We start from the raw sequence: 17,193 nt of genomic DNA, 5'->3' as shown, positions 1-17,193 counted from the left end.
GGCCGCCATGCCCACCGAACCGACCGTCAGCCTGGCGGAACGCAAACGCCTGCTCGTGGCGACCGAACTCAGCGAAGCGGCCCTGCAGTTGCTGGCCCGAAGGGGCTTCGACGCGGTCACCGTGGACGAGATCGCCGCCTCGGCCGGGGTCTCGAAGCGGACCTTCTTCCGCTACTTCGCGTCCAAGGAGGACGTGGTCGTGCGGTTCCTGGCGGGCATGGGCGCCGACATCCACGCGGAGCTGTCCGGCCGGCCGGCCGGCGAGCCGCCGTCCCGCTCGCTCCGCCACGCGGTGGCGGTGCCGCTGCTGGCCTGCACGGACGCGCACCCGGACCACGCGGCCCGGGCGCTGCGGGTGGTGCGGCTGATCCTCGGCACCCCCGCGCTGCTGGCCCGCTTCCTGGAGCGCCAGTCCGCCTGGCAGGAGACCCTGGCGACGGAGCTGGCCCGGCGCGCGGGGCTCGACGCGGAGGCGGACCTCTACCCCCGGCTGGCGGCGGGCACGGCGCTGGTCGCGTTCCGGACGGCGCTCCAGCGGTGGAGCGAGAGCGGGGCCGCGGAGGCCCCGCTGGCCCTGCTCGACCGGGCCTTCGCGGTGGTGGGCCCGGCGCTGGACGCGCACGATCGGTGAGGGAACACCGCTCGACGTGAGCTCGACGTGAGGGAAGGAGCCGCCGTGGCCGGGAAGAAGAGCCCGAAGAAGCCCAAGGGGAACGGCGAGGGGAGTCCGGGCCCCGCCGGCGGGCTGCGGGCGCTGCTGCGGGTCCCGCCGGGCGAGCGGATCGACCTCACCGCGTACGACGCCCGCGCGACCCCCGGCGGCCCGAAGGACAAGGCGGCCGGGCTGGCGGCGACGGCGGCCCTCGGCCCCGGACTCGCCGGTCTCCAGGAGCGCCTCTACGCGGCGAGCACGGCGGGCGACCGGCGGCGCCTGCTGCTCGTCCTCCAGGGCATGGACACGAGCGGGAAGGGCGGCACGGTCAAGCACGTGATCGGCCACTTCAACCCCTCGGGCTGCCGGATCCAGGCCTTCAAGGCGCCGACGGAGGAGGAGCGGAGCCACCCCTTCCTCTGGCGGATCGCCAAGGCGCTCCCCCGGCCGGGCGAGATCGGCATCTTCGACCGCTCGCACTACGAGGACGTCCTGATCGCCCGGGTCCGCTCGCTGGCCCCGGCGGCGGAGCTGGAGGCGCGCTACGGCGAGATCCGGGCGTTCGAGGAGGCCTTGGCCGAGGACGGCGTCACGGTCGTCAAGGTCTTCCTGCACCTGTCGTACGAGGAGCAGCGCGCCCGGCTCCTGGAGCGGCTGGACACGCCGGAGAAGCACTGGAAGTTCAACCCGGGCGACATCGAGGAGCGGGCGCTGTGGCCGGCGTACCGGGAGGCGTACGAGCTGGCCCTGGAGCGGTGCTCCTCGGCGGCGGCGCCCTGGTACCTGGTCCCGGCGGACCGCAAGTGGTACCGCGACTGGGCGATCAGCACGCTGCTCGCGGAGCAGCTGGCGGAGCTGGACCCGCGCTATCCGCCGGGCGACTTCGACGTGGCGGAGTGCCGAAGGCGATTGCTCGCCCAATGATCGGTTAGTTTCGCCGGGTGACCATTCCCGTACGAAGACTGTCGGCGCTCGCCCTGCTGGGCGCCGTGCTCGTCGGCTGCGACGGGGGCGCCGCCGCACCGCCCGCCCCGGCGAAGGGCGCGTCCTCGCCGAGCACCGGCCCGGCGACCCCGGCACCGAAGAGCCCGGCACCGGCGGCCCCCGCCGCGAAGACGCCCACCGCGCCCCCGACCCTGGCCCCGGGCCCGGGGGGCCTGACGCCGGTGTTCAGCCGCCGGGCCGCGCCGGGCCCGGCCGGGAAGAAGGCCGGGCAGGCCGGACAGGCGGAGCGGGCCGGGCGGGCGGAGAAGGTCGTCGCCCTCACCTTCGACGCCGACATGACGGCCGACCAGGGCCCGCGCGCGGCACGCGGCGAGCACTTCGACAACCCGGCGCTCATCGCGACCCTGCGGCGCCTGAAGGTCGACGCGACGGTCTTCATGACGGGCCGCTGGGCCGAGGAGTACCCGGACCAGGCGCGGTCCATCGGCAACGACCCGCGCTTCGAGATCGCCAACCACTCCTACAGCCACTACGCCTTCGCGAGCCCCTGCTACGGCCTGCCGACCGTGGCCGCGCCGGACATGGCCGCCGACGTCCGGCGCGCCTTCGACGCCTTCCGCGACGCCGGGGCGACCCGGGTGGTCCCGTACTTCCGCTTCCCCGGCGGCTGCTACGACGACGAGGCGCTGCGCGCGCTCGCGCCCCTCGGCGTGACGGCCGTGCAGTGGGACGTGGTGAGCGGCGACGCGTTCGCGAAGGACCCGGACGCGGTCGCGGACCAGGTCCTCGACGGCGTGAAGCCGGGCTCCCTCGTCGTCATGCACTGCACCCGCAGCGCCGCCCCGGTGACCGAGCGGGCGATCCGCCGGATCGTCCCGGAGCTCCGCGCCAAGGGCTACCGCTTCGTGAAGGTCTCGGAGCTCATGGGCCGCTGAGCGGCGGCGGCGCGGGCGGGCCGGGTCAGTTGGCCGACTTCTTCTGCGGGGTGAGCTCGCTGGGGCGGACGATGACGAAGCCCTGGCCCTCCAGCTTGAGCTGGACCGCCTCGCCGGAGCCGCCGCGGACCATCGAGCCGAGCGACTGCGAGCGGTGCAGCGAGGTACGCAGCTGCTCGCTCCAGCCGACGACGGCGTCGGTGTCGACGTAGACGGGCGCGTCGGGGGCGACGGGGATGACGATCGGGCTGCCCTCGCAGATCAGGGCGATCTTGCCGTGGCCGGTGAAGACGCTGTTGAACAGGCCGCCGCCGGTCATTCCGGCGCCCTTGACCGTCCTGATCTCATACGCCAGCGAGGCGTCGAAGCACAGCACGTTGCGGCCGTTGACGGTGAGCGCGTCGCCCGGCTCGACCTCGACGATGAAGCAGTTCTGCGCCTCGTGGGCGAACCACGCCTCGCCCTGGCCCCGGACGGTCATCAGCGGCAGGCCCTCGCCGGTCAGGGCGCGCTTGAGGAGGCCGCCGAGGCCCTGGCTCTTGTGCTCGAACTGCAGGTTCCCCCGGAAGGCGACCATCGAGCCCTGGAGGGCCCGCATCTCGCCCTGGACGGTGTACTTGACCGACTTGGCGTTCTGGAGGGTCATCCCCGGGAACGTGGCCGCCTCGGCGAGGTGCTCGCTGGCGAAAAGATCACTCTTCATGGACGGCATCCTGTCCCGGAAGCCCCCGTTCCTACAAGAATCGCGCGGGACGCCCGTCCGGGCCGGTGGCAGACTTGCCGGGTGAGCAGCAACGACACCGCGACCGGCGACCCCCGCGACCCCCGCGACCCCCGCGACGAGAAGCCGCAGTACGTCCTCCCCCTGGTGGTCCGCATCGAGCGGGACGCGCCCCCGGCCCGTACCGACGCCCTGGAGACCTCGGCGCGCGCGGTCCTGGAGATCCTGGCCGACGACCGCTCGCTCGGCGAGGGCGAGTGGGCGCGGGCGGTCGAGGACTGGCAGGACGCCCGGATCCGCAAGGTCGTGCGCCGGGCGCGCGGTGCGGAGTGGCGCAAGGCGGAGGCGCTGCCGGGGATCACGGTGAAGGGCGCGGGCGGCGCGGAGGTGCGGGTCTATCCGCCGGTGCCGCTGGACGGCTGGCCGAAGGAGCTGGCCAAGCTCCAGGTCTCGGGCACCGACCTGGACGACCCGGCGGCGCCGGGCCCGGTGCCGGAGGGCGCGGCCGTGCTGTGGCTGAACCCGGAGCTCGACATGTCGGCCGGCAAGACGATGGCGCAGACCGGCCACGGGGCGCAGCTCCTGTGGTGGGCCCTGCCGGACGCCGCCCGCGAGACCTGGCGCGCGGCGGGATTCCCGCTGGCGGTGCGCACGGCGGCCTCGGACCACTGGACCCGGCTCACGACGAGCGGCCTGCCGGTGGTCCGTGACGCGGGCTTCACGGAGATCGCGCCGGGCTCGTGCACGGTGGTGTCGGAGTACGGGGCGGCGGGGCTGGTGGGTTAGGGGCGAGGACGGGCCCGGTGACGGGCCCGCCGCCCGCCGCGTCAGGTCGCGATGCCGCCCGCGAAGATCACGTTGGCGGTGACGTCGCACCAGACGGTCGAAGTGCCGCCCGACGGCACGCGGTTGCCGAAGTGCGTGTAGACGTAGCCGTTGTCGGTGCGCTTGCAGTCGATGACCCCGGTGAACCACCCGCCGGTGCACGTGATGTTCGCGCCCTTGTTCTGTGCGGTCGCGATCAGTTGGTGCGAACAGCTGAGCGCCGTCTCCGACGACGGCGCCGCCGTCGCGGCCGGCGCGGCCGCCAGGAGGCTGCCCGCCCCGAGGACGAGGGCGGCGACCGCTCCCGCGACGCGCTGATGTGCCTTCATGTGGACCCTCCCGGATCATCGGTGCGGCGGGAGGTGCCCCCGTCGCCGCCGGGAACCTACGAGCGGCCCCTCGCCGGTCACCAGGGGGCCCGGTCGAGGACGGCCGGATCTCACCCCGCCGTCAGGACCTCCACGCCGTGCTCCGCGAGCCGGGCGAGGGCCTCGTGGCGGGGGTCGGCGTCGGTGATCAGGCCCGTGACGTCCGCCCATGGCAGGACGCGGAATCGTGAGGCCGCGCCTACCTTCTCGGAAGAGGCGAGGACGTAGGTCTCGGCCGCCCGGGCGGCCAGCGCGCGCTTCATCGCGGCCTCCTCGGCGTCGCCGGTGGTGAGGCCCGCGTCCGGGTGGACGCCGGTGACGCCGAGGAGGCAGAGGTCGGCCGAAACCCGCTGGGCCGCCTCCACGGCGGCGGCGCCGCACGCGACCGCCGAGTGCTTGAAGATCCGGCCGCCGAGCAGGAAGAGCTCGGCCCGGGGGTGGTCGAGCAGCGCGGCCGCGATCGTCGGGCTGTGGGTGATCACGGTGCAGTCCAGCTCCGGCGGGAGGGCCCGCGCGACGGCGAGGGCGGTGGTGCCGCCGTCGAGGATCACGGCGCCGCCCGGCCGGACGAGCCCGGCGGCGACGGCGGCGACCTTCCGCTTGCCGTCGGGGGCGACGCCCGCGCGGGCCGCGTAGTCCGCCACGGCCGGGGAGACCGGGAGGGCGCCGCCGTAGACGCGGTGGCAGAGCCCCTCGGCGGCGAGCTCGCGCAGGTCGCGCCGGACGCTGTCCTCCGAGATGCCCAGGTCGGCGGCGACCTCCTTGGCGACGATCTTGCCCTGGCGGGCGAGCAGTCCGAGCAGGTGGTCGCGCCGTTCAGCAGCCAGCATCCTCGTTCTCTCCTGTTCTTGCACGTTTATGCGTGTACGGTAGCGCACCATGACCACGACCGAAGCAGCAGACTCCACGGGGCCCCGCCCCGGCATCGACGTCCCCGACCACCGGGGCCGGACCGGCCTCGACCGGGCCGGCCGGGACCTCGACCGGAACCCCGACGTCGTCGTCCGCGACGTGGAGCTCACCTCCCAGGGCTGGCACGTGCTCCGCCGCACCACCTACGACCGCCGGCGCCGCGACGGACGCTGGGTCACCGAGCAGCGCGAGACCTACGACCGGGGCGACGGCGCCGTCGTCCTGCCGTACGACACCGGGCGCGGGTGCGTGCTGCTCACCCGTCAGTTCCGCTACCCCGCCTACGTCAACGGCCACCCCGACGGCCTCCTCGTCGAGGCGGCGGCCGGACTGCTCGACGGGGACGAGCCGCTCGCCGCGATCCGCCGCGAGAGCTCCGAGGAGCTGGGGGTCGAGCTCGGGCCGCTCACCCACGTCCTCGACGCGTACATGAGCCCCGGCTCCGTCACCGAGCGCCTGCACTTCTTCGCCGCCCCCTACACCACCGCCGACCGCACCGGCAGCGGCGGCGGCCTGGCGGAGGAGGGCGAGGACATCGAGGTGCTCGAGGTGCCCTTCGCCGAGGCCCTCGCCATGGTCCGGGACGGACGCGTCGCCGACGGGAAGACCATCCTGCTGCTCCAGTGGGCCGCGCTGGAGGGGCCCTTCTCGCGGGCCGCGTGAGGCCCGCTCCCGAGGGTGGCGGCGCGGAACCTCAAATGAACCTCTGAACGTCCCCATGTCCGGATTCGAACGCCTGGTTCCGGGCCATCACCTCGGGGACCGACGGACGGGGACATGGAGGGGGACATGAAGGAACTCGGTATCGGTATCGGCTGGCGCCCCGAGATCGCGGACGCGGTGGAGGCGCTGAACGGGGTCGAGTGGGTGGAGGTCGTCGCGGAGAACCTGTGCGACGGGCATCTGCCCGGCTCCCTGGAGCGGCTGCGGGCGCGCGGCGTGACCGTGGTCCCGCACGGGGTGTCGCTGGGGCTCGGCGGCGCCGAGCGGCCCGACCCGGGGCGGCTCGCCGCGCTGGCGCGGAAGGCGGAGCTGCTGGGCGCGCCGCTGGTGACCGAGCACATCGCGTTCGTCCGCGCCGGGGGGCCGCTGACCGCGTCGCCGTCGCTGGAGGCGGGGCACCTGCTGCCGGTGCCCCGCACCCGGGAGGCGCTCGACGTGCTGTGCGAGAACGTCCGGATCGCGCAGGAGGCCCTGCCGGTGCCGCTGGCCCTGGAGAACATAGCGGCGCTGGTCGCCTGGCCGGACGAGGAGCTGTCGGAGGGGCGGTTCCTGGCGGAGCTGGTGGAGCGTACCGGGGTGCGGCTCCTCATCGACGTCGCCAACCTGCACACCAACCGCGTCAACCGGGGCGAGGACCCCGCGCGGGCGCTCGCCGAACTGCCCGTCGAGGCCATCGCGTACGTCCACGTGGCGGGCGGGGTGGAGCGGGACGGGGTCTGGCACGACACCCACGCCCACCCGGTGTCCCGGCCGGTCCTGGACGTCCTGGCCGAGCTCGCCTCGCGGGTCTCGCCGCCCGGCGTGCTGCTGGAGCGGGACGAGAACTTCCCGGCGCCCGCCGAGCTCGCCGCCGAGCTCGACGCCATCCGAGGCACCCTGGCGGCGGCCCGCCCGCGCCCGCTGCTCATCGGGGCCGGCGCCCGGGTCTCGGGCGGCGCCATGCCGGCCCGGCCGACGGCGCCCGCCGCGCGGGCTGCCAGGGTGCCCGCCCCACGGCGCCCCGCGCGGGAGCCGGAGCCGCGCACGGACCCGGCCACCGCGCCCGCCGTGGCCCGGCAGCGGGTCGGTCTCGCCCAGGCGGCGCTGCTGTCGGCGCTGGTCGCCGGGACGCCCGCGCCGGAGGGCTTCGACGTGCGGCGGCTCGGCGTGCAGAGCCGGTCGCTCGCAGCCAAGCGCGCGGACATCGTGGCCAAGGTCGCGCCCGAGCTCCCGGAGATCCTCGGCGCGGAGTACCGCCCCGCCTTCCTCGCGTACGCCCGGCACCGGCCCATGACCGACGGCTACCGCCACGACGCCCTGGACTTCGTCGAGGGGCTGCTGGTCGCGGACCGCCCGCGGGACCCGGCGGCCCGGCGCGCCCTGACCGCCTGGTGGCGCGAGCGGGCGGGCATCCGCCCGCCGGGCCCCGCCGCCCGCCTCGCGCACCGCGTCCGCACCGCGCTCGGCCGGGGGGTGACGGCGCCGTGAGCCTGCCCGTGCTCCTCTTCTACGGGTGCGGCGCCGCCGCCCTCGTCCTGCTGACCGTCCTCGCGCGGCGCGCCCGGAGCGGTCCGGGCGGACCCGTCCACGACCGCTACGAGGCCGCGTTCCTCAACGGCGGCCCGGCCAGGACCGTCGACTCCGCCCTCGCCTCGCTGGGCGCCGACGGCCGGATCGCGGTCGGCGGCCCCGGCATCGTCCGGGTCCTGCGGCCCGTCGCGCACGATCCCGTCGAGCGGGCCGTCCTGGACGAGCTGGCCGCCGCCCCGCACGGCGCCCTGGCGACGCTGCGGCTCGCCGTCATGCGGCACCCGGCGGTCCAGGAGACCGGCGACGGGCTCGCGGCGCGCGGGCTGATCGCCGCACCCGCCGACCGGCGCCGGGTGGTCCGCTGGAGCCTGGGGCTGGGCATCGCGGCGGTGGCGATGCTGCCGGTCGCCCTCGTCGTGACGGTCGTGCAGTTCGCGGCCGGGGAGACCCCGGTCCCGTTCATCCTCAAGGTGCTGCCGGTGATCGCCGCCGTGATCGTCACCGCCGCGGTGCGCGGCTCCTCGGCGGCGAGCCGGGTGTCACCGGCGGGCCGGAGCGCCACGGCGGCCTTCGGGCGGCTGTACGCCGGACAGGGCGACCCGGGCACGCTCGTCGCGCTGTACGGGCTGCGGGCGCTGCCGGACCCGGTGCTGCGCGAGCAGCTCGCGACGGCGGCCCGCGTCCGGGGGGCGGCGCCGCGCGCCCGCTCGGGAGCGTCGTCGGGGCGCTCCGGCTCCGACGACGGCGCCCTGCTGCCGGTCGTGTGGTGCGCGGCGGCGGCCGGGGGCGACAGCGGAGGCGGGGGCGGCTGCGGCGGCGGGAGCTCCTGCTCCGGGACCTCCGGAGGCGCCTCCTGCTCCGGCGGCGGCTCCTGCTCGTCGGGCTCGTCGAGCTCCTGCTCGTCCGGCGGGAGTTCCTGCTCCTCGGGCTCCTCCAGCTCCTGCTCCTCAAGCTCCAGTTCCTGCGGGTCCTCCTCCTCCAGCTCCTGCGGCAGCAGTTCCTGAGCACGGGACCGGCCGTTCCGGTGGCGGGGCGGGCGGTCCTCCCGTACAACCGGGTCATGGTCTGGGTCCCGCTGCTCCTCGTCGCCTTCGTCGTCTGCGGTGTCAGCTGCGCCCGGGTGTGCCGGGCCACCGCGGCGGCCGACCCCCGCACACCCCGGGACGCCGGCGGGCTCAGCGTCAGCGAGGCGGCCTACCTCGCGGGCGGGCCGCTGCGGGTCACCGACCTCACCCTGGTCTCCATGCACCGGGCCAGGATGGTGCTGCTCGCGCACACCGGCTGGGCGACGGTGACGGCCGACACCGGCGGGCGCGACGAGCTGGAGCGGGCCGTGCTCGGGGCGATCGGCCCCGACGGGCAGTCGCGCATCCCGGCGGTGCGGCCCCTGGTCGCCGACGACGCGAGCGTCCGGGCGCTGGCCGAGGACCTGGTCGCGCGCGGGCTCGCGCTGCCGGAGGACGCGCGGGTCTCGGTGGCCTCGGGCGCGCGGGCGGTCCGGGCCGCGTTCCTGCTGACCCTGGCCCTGGCGACGGGCGCGGAGCTGCTGGTGCCCTCGGGCGAGCGGGCGCCGGTGCTCGGCTGGTTCGCGCTGCCGCTGCTGGCGGCGGGGCTGTGCCTGCTGATCGCCCGGGCCGAGAGCCCCGGCTACGCGTGCTGGGCCTCGCCCGCCGGGCGGCGGCTGCTCGCCGGCCTCTCGCTCGCCGACCCGCTGACGGCGCTCGCCAAGCGGGGCACCGCGGTGCTGGAGCCCGAGCTGCGTGCCGCCTTCCGGGTACATGACAGGCAACACCCGGCGTAGGTCCTTTACTTCGCCCGCGCCCCGGGGTCCCTTGGTCGTCACGCCGCCGTGGCCCGGGCCGCACCGACCCCGGTCCGGCCCGCCTCGCGCGCATGCTCGCCGCACCGGCCGAAGGGAGGCGCGGATGAGGTCCGCCGCGCTGCACACGCTCCTGCTGTCCGCCCTCGTCGCCCCCGCCCTGCTGGCACCCGGCGCCGCCGCCCCGGCCGGCGCCGCGCCCCGGCTCGACGCGCCCCCGGCCGAGACGCGCGGCACCACCCTCGCGGCGCGCGCCGCCGCCGCCGAGGGCATCCGCTTCGGGCCCTGCCCGGCCGCCGAGCACCTGCCCGCCCCCGTCGAGTGCGGCACGGTACGGGTGCCCCTCGACTACGCGGACCCCGACGGCACCCGGATCGCGCTCACCGTCAGCCGGGTGCGGGCGACGGGCGAGCGGCAGGGCGCGCTGGTCTACAACCCGGGCGGGCCCGGCGCCTCCTCCACGTACTTCCCGCTGGCCGCGGAGCTCCCCGCCTGGCAGCGGATCGCCGCCGCCTACGACCTGGTCGGCTACGCCCCGCGCGGGGTGGGCCGCTCGGCGCCGGTCTCCTGCCAGGACCCGGCCGACCGGCCGAAGGGCCCCACACCAGCGCCGACGCTGCCCTCCGAGGTCTTCAAGCGGGAGCGGGTCGCCCGCGCCACCACGTACGCCCAGGGCTGCGCCCGGCGCACCGGCCCGGCGCTGCGGCACTACCACTCGCTGAACAACGCCCGCGACCTGGAGGTCCTGCGGGCCGCGCTCGGCGAGCCCCGGCTCACGTACATGGGCGCCTCCTACGGCACCTACTTCGGCGCCCTGTACGCCACGCTCTTCCCGCACCGGGTGCGCCGGATGGTCTTCGACGCGCCGGTGAACCCGGCGCCCCGGCAGATCTGGTACGCCAACAACCTCGACCAGTCGCTCGCCTTCGAGCGCCGCTGGGCCGACTTCCGCACCTGGGCCGCGAAGCACGACGCCGTGTACGGGCTCGGCGCCACACAGGCCGAGGTGGCCGAGAGCTACGAGAAGGTCCGGGCCGAGCTGGCCGCCGCCCCCGCGGGCGGGCGGGTCGGCCCGGGGCAGCTGCACGGGGCGATGCTCCAGGCGCTCTACGACGACCGCTTCTGGCCCGCCCGCGCGGGCGCCCTCGGGGCGTATCTGAAGGGCGACGCGAAGCCGCTGCTCGCCCAGGCGGGTCCCGCCGAGGCGCCGCGCAGCGGGGAGGCCGAGGCCGGCGACCCGGGGAACGCGGCGGCCGTTTACACGGCGGTGGAGTGCAACGACGCGCCCTGGCCGGAGGAGTTCGCGCGATGGGACCGGGACAACACCCGGCTCGCCCGGCTGGCCCCGTTCGAGACCTGGGACAACGTGTGGGCCAATCTGCCCTGCGCGTACTGGAAGGCGCCCCGGCAGACGCCGCTGGACGTGCGGACCGGTCCCGGGGTGCTGCCGCCGGTGCTGATCCTGGCGGCGGAGCGGGACGCGGCGGCCCCGTACGAGGGGGCGCGGGAGCTGGAGCGCAGGCTGTGGGGCGCGGCGCTGGTGACCGAGCGGGACGCGGGCACCCACGGCATCGGCGGCGGGAGCAACACGTGCGTCAACGCGCACCTGGAGCGCTATCTGCTCACCGGGGCGGTGCCCGGCGGGACGGCGGAGCCGTCGGGAGGGACGCCGGTGCGGCGCGCGTCGTGCGCGCCGCACCCGGAGCCGGACCCGGTGTCGCTGGAACGGCGGGCGGAGCTCCGCGGGCCGTCTGATCTTCCGGGTCGAGGGGTCGCCGCCCGGCTGGACGCGGGGCGGTGACCGGGTTCGGTGGGGCCGGCCGTCAGGCCAGGCCGGCCACCAGGTCCGCCACGCTGCGGCGGCGGCCGGTGTAGAACGGGATCTCCTCGCGGACGTGCATCCGCGCCTCGGAGGCCCGCAGGTGGCGCATCAGGTCGACGATCCGGTGCAGCTCGTCGGCCTCGAAGGCCAGGATCCACTCGTAGTCGCCGAGCGAGAACGAGGCGACCGTGTTGGCGCGCACGTCCGGGAAGCCGCGGGCCATCTTGCCGTGGTCGGCGAGCATCCGGCGGCGGTCCTCGTCCGGCAGCAGGTACCAGTCGTAGGAGCGCACGAAGGGGTAGACCGAGACGTAGTCGCGGGGGGTCTCGTCGGCCAGGAAGGCCGGGATGTGCGACTTGTTGAACTCGGCGGGGCGGTGCAGCGCCATGTTCGACCAGACCGGCTCCAGGGCGCGGCCCAGGCGGGTGCGGCGGAAGAGGCTGTACGCCTCCTGGAGCTCGTCGCTCGTCTCCGCGTGCCACCAGATCATCACGTCGGCGTCGGCGCGCAGACCGGACAGGTCGTACGTGCCGCGGATCGTGATGTCCTTGGCGGCGAGCTGGTCGAACAGCTCCTGGACCTCGTCGGCGTAGCCGGCGCGGTCCTCGGGCAGGTTGTCGCGCAGCTTGAAGACGGACCACAGGGTGTAGCGGATGACCTCGTTGAGGTCCTTCGCCTTCTTACCGGCGTTCGGGATCTTTTCGGGCGCACTCATGCGCCTATTCTCGCCCGTCACGAAGAGTGCCCCGCACCAGGGTCGGCCGTTTCCGACGTGGCGATGATCTCGTCGGCCGCGCGCTGCCCGGAGGCGACGCAGGCGGGGATGCCGACGCCCTCGTACGCGGCGCCCGCGAGGCGCAGTCCGGGCAGCCCGGCGACGGCGGCGCGGACCCGGGCGACCCGGGCGAGGTGGCCGACCGGGTACTGCGGCAGGCCGCCGGTCCAGCGGGTCACGGTGGAGGCGACGGGCCGGGCGGTGAGGCCGGTGGCGGCGGCGAGGTCCTTGAGGGAGACGTCGACGAGGTCGGCGTCCTCGCGGCCGAGCTGCTCCTCCTCGCCGTGCCGGCCGACGGAGGTGCGCAGCACGAAGAGGCCGGGGGCGGACTCGGCGACCCAGGACCACTTCTGGCTGGAGAAGGTGGAGGCCTTGATCGTGTGCCCGTCGACGGGCGGCACGAGGAAGCCGGAGCCGGGCGGCAGGCCGGCCGTGTCGGCGCGCCGGAAGGCGAAGGTGACCAGGGCCATCGAGGCGTACTCGACGGCGGCGAGCTCGCCGGCGGCGGCGGGCGCGAGGCCGGCGAGGAGCGCGGCGGCGGGTCCGGCGGGGGTGGCGAGGACGACGGCGTCGGGGGTGAGGACCCGGTCGGCGGTGACCACCTGCCAGCCGCGCGGGCCGGTGCGGCGCAGGGCGGTGACCGGGGTGCCGGTGCGGATCTCGCCGCCGGCGGCGCGGATCGCGTCGGCGACGGCGCCGGGCAGGGTGCCGACGCCGCCCCGGATGCCGGCGAAGACGGCGCCGCCGAGGCCGGTGGCGGCGCCCGCCGGGTCGGCGGGGACGGCGGCGCCGGCCCGCTGGACGGCGCGGACGGCCTCGGCGAGGGTGCCGTGGGCACGGGCGGCCTCGAAGAGGGCGGGGACGGCGGCCTTCATCGAGATGCGGTAGGCGTCGCCCGCGTAGACGCCGCCGAGGAGCGGTTCGACGAGCCGGTCGACGACCTCGTGGCCCATGCGCTCGGCGACGTACGCGCCGATGGCGACGTCCTCGCCGAGCTCGGTCGGCGGGAGCGCGGCGTCCTGGGCGACGCGGCGCACGCCCTCCTCGGAGAGCAGCCCGGCGAGGGCGGCGCCGTCGGCGGGGACGCCCATGACGTGGCCCTTGGGCATGGGGGTGAGCTCGCCCCGGGACCAGACGGAGGCGGTGGCGGTGGCGGGGGCCAGGAGGCGGTCGGCGAGGCCGACCCGTTCGGCGAGCGCGACGGCCTCGGGGCGGCGGGCCAGCAGGGACTCGGCGCCGAGGTCGACGGGGGCGCCGGCGATCTCCCCGGCGAGCAGCTTGCCGCCGAGCCGGCCGCCCGCTTCGAGGAGGGTGACTCTGGCGCCGGAGGTGACGAGGCGGTGGGCGGCGGCCAGGCCGGTGATGCCGCCTCCGATGACGACGACGTCCGGTCCGCCCGTGGGCTGCGCGTTCGCGTTCATGGGACCACTCTCTCAAATCGCCCACGGCTGCCCGTTCCGAGGCCGGACCGTGACCGCTTCGCGACCGGCGGACGGCAACCCGTATCAGGTCCGCTTCGTCAAACGGGCAACGGAGTCAACGGCCTTGGGGGGTCACGTATGCGAGCTGGGCGAGACAGGGGAAGAGCGGTCGCGGCGGCGCTGCTGGCGGGCGGTCTGCTGCTGACCGGCTGTGCCGGCGCGGGCGGGAGCGACTCCGCGACGGCGCAGTCGGACACGGCCGCGCAGAAGCCGGCGTACGAGGGCTCCGGGGCGGGCGCCGCCGGGGCGGAGAAGGCGCCGGCCGCCAAGCCGGGGAGCAAGGCACCGGCGCCGGTGGCGCGGCAGCACGTGATCCGGACCGCCGACATGGCCGTCGAGGTCGAGGACACCGTCAAGGCGCTGACCGCGGCCCGGCGGACGGCCGTGGCGGCGGGCGGTCACGTCGAGGGCGAGACGACCGAGCGGATCGACGACACCCATGTGACCTCCCGGGTGGTGCTCCGCGTCCCCGAGGAGCGGTACGACGCCGTCCTCACCGAACTGGCGGGCTCCGGCAAGCTGGTGTCGCGCAAGGCGGAGGCCAAGGACGTCACCGGCCAGGTGGTGGACGTGGAGAGCCGGATCGCGACCCAGCGGGCGAGCGTGGCGCGGGTGCGGGCGCTGATGGACAAGGCGACGGCGCTGAGCGACGTGGTGACCCTGGAGGCGGAGCTGAGCCGCCGCCAGGCGGACCTGGAGTCGCTGCTGGCGCAGCAGGCGGCGCTGAAGGACAGCACGACGCTGGCGACGATCACCCTGGAGCTGCGGCAGCCGGAGGCCGCCGCGGCGGCCGAGGACGACCGGCCCGGGTTCCTGGACGCGCTCGACGGCGGCTGGAGCGCGCTGGTCACGGCGCTCGCCTGGACGCTGGTGGTGCTCGCCGCCCTGGCGCCGTGGCTGCTGCTGCTCCTCGTGGGCTTCGTGCTCTGGCGGCGGGTGATCCGGCCCCGGCTGCCCCGTCGGCCGCAGCCGCAGCCGGGCGGGCCGTACCAGCCGTGGGCGCGGCCCGAGGCGCGGACGGCGTCCGGCGTGCCGGTCCCGGCGCGCCCCGCCGAGGACGCCGGGGCGGCGGCGGACCAGGAGGGGACCGCCCCCTGAGCGCCGTCCCGTCGTAGCGTGGGCGCATGACGGAACAACTGGTGGTCATCGGCGGGGACGCGGCGGGCATGGCCGCCGCGTCCCAGGCACGCCGGCTCAAGGGGCCCGGGGAGCTGGAGATCGTCGCCTTCGAGCGGGGGCACTTCAGCTCCTACTCGGCCTGCGGCATCCCGTACTGGGTCGGCGGCGACGTCACGGCCCGGGACGAGCTGATCGCCCGCAGCCCCGAGGAGCACCGGGCCCGGGACATCGGCCTGCGGACGCGCACCGAGGTGACCGCGCTCGACGTCGCCGGGCGGCGGGTGCTGGCCCGGGACCTGGAGTCGGGCGCGGAGGGCTGGACCGGCTACGACAAGCTGGTGATCGCGACCGGCGCCCGGCCGCTGCGCCCGCCGCTGCCGGGCATCGACGCGCCGGGGGTGCACGGGGTGCAGACCCTGGACGACGGGCAGGCGCTGCTGGACTCGCTGGGGCTCGCCCGGGGCCGGCGGGCGGTGGTCGTGGGCGCCGGGTACATCGGCGTGGAGATGGCGGAGGCGCTGCTCGGGCGGGGCTTCGAGGTGACGGTCCTCAACCGGGGCGAGCAGCCGATGGCGACGCTCGACCCGGACATGGGGCGGCTGGTGCACGAGGCGATGGACGGCCTGGGGATCACCACGGTCGGCTCGGCGGCCGTGACGAAGATCCTGACGGGCGGGGACGGCCGGGTCCGGGCGGTGGCGACGGACGCGGGCGAGTACCCGGCGGACGTGGTGGTGCTCGGCATGGGCGTGGTGCCGGAGACCTCGCTGGCGCGGGCGGCGGGGCTGCCGCTGGGCGCGCACGGCGGACTGCTGACGGACCTGGCGATGCGGGTGCGGGGCCACGAGGACATCTGGGCGGGCGGCGACTGCGTCGAGGTCCTGGACCTGGTGTCGGGGCGGGAGCGGCACGTCCCGCTGGGCACCCACGCCAACAAGCACGGCCAGATCATCGGCTCCAACGTGGGCGGCGGCTACGCGACCTTCCCCGGGGTGGTCGGCACGGCGGTGTCGAAGGTGTGCGACCTGGAGATCGCCAGGACGGGGCTGCGGGAGAAGGACGCCCGGGCGGTGGGGCTGCGGTACGTGACGGTGACGATCGAGTCGACGAGCCGGGCGGGCTATTACCCGGGGGCGGCGCCGATGACGGTGAAGATGCTGGCCGAGAAGCGCACCGGGCGGCTGCTCGGGGTCCAGATCGTCGGCCGGGAGGGCGCGGCGAAGCGGGTGGACGTCGCGGCGGTGGCGCTCACGGCGGGGATGACGGTCGAGGCGATGACCGCCCTGGACCTGGGGTACGCGCCGCCGTTCTCCCCGGTGTGGGACCCGGTCCTGGTGGCGGCCCGCAAGGCGGTGGCGGCGGTACGGGCGGCGGGCTGAGCCGGGGCGCCGGACGCGGCGACGGCCGTCCCCGGGGCATGGGGACGGCCGTCGCGGGCGCGGAGCGGCTCAGACGGCGGTGCGGGTGTGCACGTGGTCGACGAGCCCGGTCAGGGCGTCCGGGTCCATCGCCGGCATGACGCCGTGGCCCAGGTTGAAGACGTGGCCCTCCAGGCCCCGCGCGGCGGCGAGGACCTCGTCGGCCTTCTCCTGGACGACCTCGCGGGAGGCGAAGAGCACGGCCGGGTCCAGGTTGCCCTGGAGCGCCTTGCCGGGGCCGACGCGGCGGGCGGCCGCGTCGAGCGGGACGCGCCAGTCGACGCCGACGACGTCCGCGCCCGCCTCGCCCATGAGGCCGAGCAGCTCGCCGGTGCCGACGCCGAAGTGGATGCGCGGGACGCCGTAGGAGGCGACCGCGTCGAAGACCTTGGCGGAGGCGGGCATGACCGAGCGCCGGTAGTCGGCGGGGGCCAGCGCGCCGACCCAGGAGTCGAAGAGCTGGACGGCGGAGGCGCCGGCCTCGATCTGCACCTTGAGGAAGGCGGAGGTGATCTCGGCGAGGCGGTCGAGCAGGTCGGCCCACAGCTGCGGGTCGCCGTACATGAGGGCCTTGGTGTGCTCGTGGCTGCGGGACGGGCCGCCCTCGACGAGGTAGCTCGCGAGGGTGAACGGCGCGCCGGCGAAGCCGATGAGCGGGGTGGCGCCGAGCTCGCCGGTCAGCATCCCGATGGCCTCGGTGACGTAGTGCACGTCCTCGGGGGTCAGGTCGCGCAGCCGGGCCAGGTCGGCGCGGGTGCGGATCGGGTCGGCGACGACGGGGCCCACGCCGGGCTTGATGTCGAGGTCGATGCCGATGGCCTTCAGCGGGACGACGATGTCGCTGAAGTAGATCGCGGCGTCGACCTTGTGGCGGCGCACGGGCTGCAGGGTGATCTCGGTGACCAGCTCGGGCCGCATGCACGACTCGAGCATCGGGATGCCCTCGCGGACCTTGAGGTACTCGGGCAGCGACCGCCCGGCCTGCCGCATGAACCAGACCGGCGTGTGCGGCACCGGCTCCCGGCGGCACGCCTTGAGGAACGCGGAGTCGTACGTCTGCGGCTGGTGCTTCGTCTGCTGGCCCTTCGGGCTGTCAATGGCGCTCACGCCCAGAATCTTCGCATGTGGCGAGAAGCCGCTCGCCCGGCGCGGGTGTCCCTCCCTGCGCA

Annotated in this window: 17 protein-coding genes; 11 read left to right on the top strand and 6 right to left on the bottom strand. The window is 75.9% G+C overall.

Annotated features, from left to right (window positions below; all coding sequences use genetic code 11):
• The first annotated feature begins 7 nt into the window (after positions 1-7).
• The 3 genes from ACZ6J5_RS16190 (at position 8) to ACZ6J5_RS16180 (ending at position 2,532) form a co-directional block, all read left to right on the top strand.
• On the top strand, positions 8-631 hold the full coding sequence (locus ACZ6J5_RS16190) for a TetR family transcriptional regulator (RefSeq protein ID WP_469391850.1): 624 nt from the start codon (positions 8-10) through the stop codon (positions 629-631).
• Between the two features lie 114 nt (positions 632-745).
• Positions 746-1,576, top strand: coding sequence for a PPK2 family polyphosphate kinase (locus ACZ6J5_RS16185; protein WP_469392158.1), 831 nt, complete (start codon positions 746-748; stop codon positions 1,574-1,576).
• 38 nt (positions 1,577-1,614) lie between these two features.
• Positions 1,615-2,532 (top strand): polysaccharide deacetylase family protein, encoded by a 918-nt coding sequence (locus tag ACZ6J5_RS16180; protein ID WP_469392156.1) that lies wholly within the window; start codon positions 1,615-1,617, stop codon positions 2,530-2,532.
• Positions 2,533-2,557: 25 nt separating this feature from the next.
• Here the strand turns inward: ACZ6J5_RS16180 and ACZ6J5_RS16175 are convergent, their stop codons facing one another.
• A complete protein-coding gene (locus ACZ6J5_RS16175; RefSeq protein WP_469391849.1) occupies positions 2,558-3,235 on the bottom strand; it encodes an AIM24 family protein in 678 nt (225 codons plus the stop codon).
• Positions 3,236-3,316: 81 nt separating this feature from the next.
• Between ACZ6J5_RS16175 and ACZ6J5_RS16170 the strand changes: the two genes are divergently transcribed.
• Complete coding sequence (locus tag ACZ6J5_RS16170; RefSeq protein ID WP_469391847.1) at positions 3,317-4,039, top strand: peptidyl-tRNA hydrolase; 723 nt, start codon at positions 3,317-3,319, stop codon at positions 4,037-4,039.
• Positions 4,040-4,080: 41 nt separating this feature from the next.
• Here ACZ6J5_RS16170 and ACZ6J5_RS16165 read toward each other — a convergent pair whose 3' ends face one another.
• Together ACZ6J5_RS16165 and ACZ6J5_RS16160 are read right to left on the bottom strand one after the other, a co-directional pair.
• Positions 4,081-4,407, bottom strand: coding sequence for a hypothetical protein (locus ACZ6J5_RS16165; protein WP_469391845.1), 327 nt, complete (start codon positions 4,405-4,407; stop codon positions 4,081-4,083).
• 110 nt (positions 4,408-4,517) lie between these two features.
• Positions 4,518-5,276 carry a DeoR/GlpR family DNA-binding transcription regulator gene (locus tag ACZ6J5_RS16160; protein ID WP_469391843.1) on the bottom strand — a complete coding sequence of 253 codons (759 nt, stop codon included), beginning with the start codon at positions 5,274-5,276 and terminating at the stop codon, positions 4,518-4,520.
• 49 nt (positions 5,277-5,325) lie between these two features.
• Between ACZ6J5_RS16160 and ACZ6J5_RS16155 the strand changes: the two genes are divergently transcribed.
• From ACZ6J5_RS16155 to ACZ6J5_RS16135, 5 genes are all read left to right on the top strand, one after another.
• Positions 5,326-6,021, top strand: a complete 696-nt coding sequence (locus ACZ6J5_RS16155; protein ID WP_469391841.1) for an NUDIX domain-containing protein — start codon at positions 5,326-5,328, stop codon at positions 6,019-6,021.
• Positions 6,022-6,147: 126 nt separating this feature from the next.
• Positions 6,148-7,548 carry an MbnB/TglH/ChrH family RiPP precursor modification enzyme gene (locus ACZ6J5_RS16150; protein WP_469391840.1) on the top strand — a complete coding sequence of 467 codons (1,401 nt, stop codon included), beginning with the start codon at positions 6,148-6,150 and terminating at the stop codon, positions 7,546-7,548.
• Positions 7,545-8,594: a TIGR04222 domain-containing membrane protein gene (locus ACZ6J5_RS16145; RefSeq protein ID WP_469391838.1), complete on the top strand. Its 1,050-nt coding sequence runs from the start codon at positions 7,545-7,547 to the stop codon at positions 8,592-8,594. Before ACZ6J5_RS16150 ends, ACZ6J5_RS16145 begins: the two co-directional genes overlap by 4 nt.
• A gap of 56 nt (positions 8,595-8,650) precedes the next feature.
• Entirely contained in the window at positions 8,651-9,391 is a 741-nt protein-coding gene (locus tag ACZ6J5_RS16140; RefSeq protein WP_469391836.1) for a TIGR04222 domain-containing membrane protein, read from the top strand.
• A gap of 124 nt (positions 9,392-9,515) precedes the next feature.
• Positions 9,516-11,210 carry an alpha/beta hydrolase gene (locus ACZ6J5_RS16135; RefSeq protein WP_469391834.1) on the top strand — a complete coding sequence of 565 codons (1,695 nt, stop codon included), beginning with the start codon at positions 9,516-9,518 and terminating at the stop codon, positions 11,208-11,210.
• A gap of 22 nt (positions 11,211-11,232) precedes the next feature.
• On the opposite strand, the gene hemQ is transcribed toward ACZ6J5_RS16135, so the two are convergent.
• Positions 11,233-11,946 (bottom strand): hydrogen peroxide-dependent heme synthase, encoded by a 714-nt coding sequence (gene hemQ, locus ACZ6J5_RS16130; RefSeq protein ID WP_469391832.1) that lies wholly within the window; start codon positions 11,944-11,946, stop codon positions 11,233-11,235.
• Between the two features lie 17 nt (positions 11,947-11,963).
• Positions 11,964-13,427, bottom strand: coding sequence for a protoporphyrinogen oxidase (gene hemG, locus ACZ6J5_RS16125; protein ID WP_469391830.1), 1,464 nt, complete (start codon positions 13,425-13,427; stop codon positions 11,964-11,966).
• Positions 13,428-13,565: 138 nt separating this feature from the next.
• On the opposite strand from hemG, the gene ACZ6J5_RS16120 reads away from it, so the two are divergent.
• Together ACZ6J5_RS16120 and ACZ6J5_RS16115 are read left to right on the top strand one after the other, a co-directional pair.
• Positions 13,566-14,585 (top strand): DUF4349 domain-containing protein, encoded by a 1,020-nt coding sequence (locus ACZ6J5_RS16120; RefSeq protein ID WP_469391828.1) that lies wholly within the window; start codon positions 13,566-13,568, stop codon positions 14,583-14,585.
• Positions 14,586-14,611: 26 nt separating this feature from the next.
• Positions 14,612-15,985: an FAD-dependent oxidoreductase gene (locus ACZ6J5_RS16115; protein ID WP_469391826.1), complete on the top strand. Its 1,374-nt coding sequence runs from the start codon at positions 14,612-14,614 to the stop codon at positions 15,983-15,985.
• A 69-nt stretch (positions 15,986-16,054) separates the two neighbouring features.
• Here the strand turns inward: ACZ6J5_RS16115 and hemE are convergent, their stop codons facing one another.
• A complete protein-coding gene (hemE, locus tag ACZ6J5_RS16110; protein WP_469391825.1) occupies positions 16,055-17,131 on the bottom strand; it encodes a uroporphyrinogen decarboxylase in 1,077 nt (358 codons plus the stop codon).
• Positions 17,132-17,193: the final 62 nt, after the last annotated feature.

Source organism: Streptomyces sp. NPDC042100, from assembly GCF_055582325.1.
The sequence above is the reverse complement of the archived record's forward strand: the minus strand, read 5'-3'. Positions and strand labels throughout refer to the sequence as shown.

Coding starts and splice junctions, on each gene's coding strand:
- ACZ6J5_RS16190 (WP_469391850.1), top strand. CDS start 8: ATGCCCACCGAACCGACCGTCAGCCTGGCGGAACGCAAACGCCTGCTC.
- ACZ6J5_RS16175 (WP_469391849.1), bottom strand. CDS start 3,235: ATGAAGAGTGATCTTTTCGCCAGCGAGCACCTCGCCGAGGCGGCCACG.
- ACZ6J5_RS16165 (WP_469391845.1), bottom strand. CDS start 4,407: ATGAAGGCACATCAGCGCGTCGCGGGAGCGGTCGCCGCCCTCGTCCTC.
- ACZ6J5_RS16160 (WP_469391843.1), bottom strand. CDS start 5,276: ATGCTGGCTGCTGAACGGCGCGACCACCTGCTCGGACTGCTCGCCCGC.
- ACZ6J5_RS16155 (WP_469391841.1), top strand. CDS start 5,326: ATGACCACGACCGAAGCAGCAGACTCCACGGGGCCCCGCCCCGGCATC.
- ACZ6J5_RS16150 (WP_469391840.1), top strand. CDS start 6,148: ATGAAGGAACTCGGTATCGGTATCGGCTGGCGCCCCGAGATCGCGGAC.
- ACZ6J5_RS16140 (WP_469391836.1), top strand. CDS start 8,651: ATGGTCTGGGTCCCGCTGCTCCTCGTCGCCTTCGTCGTCTGCGGTGTC.
- ACZ6J5_RS16135 (WP_469391834.1), top strand. CDS start 9,516: ATGAGGTCCGCCGCGCTGCACACGCTCCTGCTGTCCGCCCTCGTCGCC.
- hemQ (WP_469391832.1), bottom strand. CDS start 11,946: ATGAGTGCGCCCGAAAAGATCCCGAACGCCGGTAAGAAGGCGAAGGAC.
- hemG (WP_469391830.1), bottom strand. CDS start 13,427: ATGAACGCGAACGCGCAGCCCACGGGCGGACCGGACGTCGTCGTCATC.
- ACZ6J5_RS16120 (WP_469391828.1), top strand. CDS start 13,566: ATGCGAGCTGGGCGAGACAGGGGAAGAGCGGTCGCGGCGGCGCTGCTG.
- ACZ6J5_RS16115 (WP_469391826.1), top strand. CDS start 14,612: ATGACGGAACAACTGGTGGTCATCGGCGGGGACGCGGCGGGCATGGCC.